3 protein-coding genes are annotated in these 3,095 nt (G+C 67.1%); all 3 read left to right on the forward strand.

Annotated features, from left to right (window positions below; all coding sequences use genetic code 11):
- Positions 1–291 precede the first annotated feature (291 nt).
- The 3 genes from ACWGJ2_RS40090 (at position 292) to clpX (ending at position 3,071) form a co-directional block, all read left to right on the forward strand.
- Positions 292–897, forward strand: coding sequence for an ATP-dependent Clp protease proteolytic subunit (locus ACWGJ2_RS40090; protein ID WP_453351356.1), 606 nt, complete (start codon positions 292–294; stop codon positions 895–897).
- Positions 898–965: 68 nt separating this feature from the next.
- Positions 966–1,619: an ATP-dependent Clp protease proteolytic subunit gene (locus tag ACWGJ2_RS40095; protein WP_453351354.1), complete on the forward strand. Its 654-nt coding sequence runs from the start codon at positions 966–968 to the stop codon at positions 1,617–1,619.
- Between the two features lie 162 nt (positions 1,620–1,781).
- Entirely contained in the window at positions 1,782–3,071 is a 1,290-nt protein-coding gene (clpX, locus tag ACWGJ2_RS40100; RefSeq protein ID WP_453351355.1) for an ATP-dependent Clp protease ATP-binding subunit ClpX, read from the forward strand.
- Positions 3,072–3,095: the final 24 nt, after the last annotated feature.

The raw sequence follows: 3,095 nt of genomic DNA on the forward strand, positions 1-3,095 counted from the left end.
GACGGCCCGTGTGCTTTCCTGCCCCGCTGCCGGGGCTGCCTGGACCCTTCGCCCCACCCCTTCCCGCGCCCCTCCCGCCCGGCTCCTCCAGGGGCGCCCGGGAGGGCGGCGGGGGCGCGCCGGAGGCCGCGCGAGACCTGGTGAGGGACCTGCGCTCACAGCGAACAGGTCTGAGACCGGGATGGCTATGTCCGGACCGCGCGTTAGGGTCCCAAGTACACGAAGACCCCAGTGACGGCACGCCGAAGCGCGGCCGTCCGGACACGAGCAGGTGGACACGTGACGCTTCCGATGCCTTCCGCCGCCGCTGAGCCCAACATTGGTGGTGGCCTCGGCGACCAGGTCTACAACCGGCTGCTCAACGAGCGGATCATCTTCCTCGGCCAGCCCGTCGACGACGACATCGCCAACAGGATCACCGCACAGCTTCTGCTCCTGGCCGCTGACCCGGACAAGGACATCTTCCTTTACATCAACAGCCCGGGCGGCTCGATCCAGGCCGGCATGGCGATCTACGACACCATGCAGTACATCAAGAACGACGTGGTCACCATCGCCATGGGCCTCGCCGCCTCGATGGGCCAGTTCCTGCTGACGGCCGGTACGCCCGGCAAGCGGTTCGCGCTGCCGAACGCGGACATCCTCATCCACCAGCCCTCCGCTGGTCTGGCGGGCTCCGCGACGGACATCAAGATCCACGCTGAGCAGCTCCTCCGGACGAAGAAGAAGATGGCCGATCTGTCGGCGCAGCACAGCGGCCAGACCGTCGAGCAGTGGACCCGCGACGCCGACCGTGACCGCTGGTTCACGGCCGAGGAGGCCAAGGAGTACGGCCTGATCGACGAGGTCTACGGCTCCGCGGCCCAGCTTCCGGGCGGCGGCGGCACGGGCGCCTGAGCCCCGCCGGACACGCACGGCTCCGCAGCCCCCGACCGCAGTCAGCCCATCACCAGGAGAAGGCTCCGATGACCAACTTCCCCGGCTCCGGCCTCTACGAGGGACCCATGGCCGAGTCCCGCTACGTGATCCCGCGCTTCGTGGAGCGCACCTCGCAGGGCGTCCGTGAGTACGACCCGTACGCGAAGCTCTTCGAAGAGCGCGTCATCTTCCTCGGCGTCCAGATCGACGACGCCTCGGCCAACGACGTCATGGCCCAGCTCCTGTGCCTGGAGTCGATGGACCCGGACCGCGACATCTCGGTCTACATCAACTCCCCCGGCGGCTCCTTCACGGCGCTGACGGCCATCTACGACACGATGCAGTTCGTGAAGCCCGACATCCAGACGGTGTGCATGGGCCAGGCCGCGTCCGCCGCGGCCGTGCTGCTCGCGGCCGGGACCCCCGGCAAGCGCATGGCACTCCCGAACGCGCGTATCCTGATCCACCAGCCGTACAGCGAGACGGGCCGGGGGCAGGTCTCCGACCTGGAGATCGCGGCCAACGAGATCCAGCGGATGCGGGTCCAACTGGAGGAGATGCTGGCCAAGCACTCCACCAGGGAGATCGAGAAGATCCGTGACGATATCGAGCGCGACAAGATCCTCACCGCTGAGGAGTCGCTGGAGTACGGTCTGATCGACCAGATCGTCACGACTCGTAAGACCTCGGTCGGAGTCTGACGCACACTGGCGGAGTCAGAAGCCAGTTCCCCTTGGGTCGGCTCGTCTCCTATCGAGTAGGCCCAAGGGGGGCCCATTTCGGCGGCTCGGCAAGGTACCGTCGGAGAGCACGTACCTCGGTCCGTCACAGCCGACGGATCCCAGGCGAAGGGGAAGCACCTCGTGGCACGCATCGGTGATGGCGGCGATCTGCTCAAGTGCTCGTTCTGCGGTAAGAGCCAGAAGCAGGTGAAGAAGCTCATCGCGGGGCCAGGTGTCTACATCTGCGACGAGTGCATCGATCTCTGCAACGAGATCATCGAGGAGGAGCTGGCCGAGTCCTCCGAGGTGCGGTGGGACGAGCTTCCCAAGCCGCGCGAGATCTCCGAGTTCCTTGAGGGGTATGTGGTCGGCCAGGAGTCGGCCAAGAAGGCCCTCTCGGTGGCGGTCTACAACCACTACAAGCGGGTGCAGGCGGGCGAGAACGGCGGCTCGGGGCGCGATGACGCCATCGAGCTGGCCAAGTCCAACATCCTGCTGCTCGGCCCCACGGGCTCGGGCAAGACACTGTTGGCGCAGACGCTGGCCCGCATGCTCAACGTCCCGTTCGCCATCGCCGACGCCACCGCGCTGACGGAGGCGGGCTATGTGGGCGAGGACGTCGAGAACATCCTGCTCAAGCTGATCCAGGCCGCGGACTACGACGTCAAGAAGGCCGAGACCGGGATCATCTACATCGACGAGATCGACAAGGTCGCCCGTAAGAGCGAGAACCCGTCGATCACGCGCGATGTCTCGGGCGAGGGTGTGCAGCAGGCACTGCTCAAGATCCTGGAGGGGACCACGGCGTCCGTGCCGCCGCAGGGCGGACGGAAGCACCCGCACCAGGAGTTCATCCAGATCGACACCACGAACGTGCTGTTCATCGTGGGCGGCGCCTTCGCGGGCCTGGAGAAGATCATCGAGTCGCGCGCGGGCGCGAAGGGGATCGGCTTCGGCGCCGACATCCGCTCCAAGCGGGAGCTGGAGGCGAAGAACCAGTTCGAGGAGGTCATGCCGGAGGACCTGGTGAAGTTCGGGATGATCCCCGAGTTCATCGGCCGCCTCCCGGTCATCACCTCGGTGCACAACCTGGACCGCGAGGCCCTCCTCCAGATCCTGACGGAGCCGCGCAACGCGCTCGTGAAGCAGTACCAGCGCCTGTTCGAACTCGACGGCGTCGAGCTGGACTTCGACCTCCCGGCCCTGGAGGCCATCGCCGATCAGGCGATCCTGCGCGGGACAGGCGCGCGCGGTCTGCGCGCCATCATGGAGGAGGTCCTCCAGTCGGTGATGTACGAGGTCCCGTCCCGCAAGGACGTGGAGCGCGTCGTCATCACCGAGGACGTCGTCCACAACAACGTGAACCCGACGCTCGTCCCGAGGTCCCGCGGCGCGGGCGAGCCGGGCCAGCGGCACGAGAAGAGCGCGTAGCACGCCACGCTCGCATGAGGGAGG

The sequence above is a fragment of the Streptomyces sp. NPDC054796 genome (assembly GCF_053611545.1).

Excerpts from the sequence above, each read along its gene's own strand:
- ACWGJ2_RS40090 (WP_453351356.1), top strand. The coding sequence starts at position 292 with ATGCCTTCCGCCGCCGCTGAGCCCAACATTGGTGGTGGCCTCGGCGAC.
- ACWGJ2_RS40095 (WP_453351354.1), top strand. The coding sequence starts at position 966 with ATGACCAACTTCCCCGGCTCCGGCCTCTACGAGGGACCCATGGCCGAG.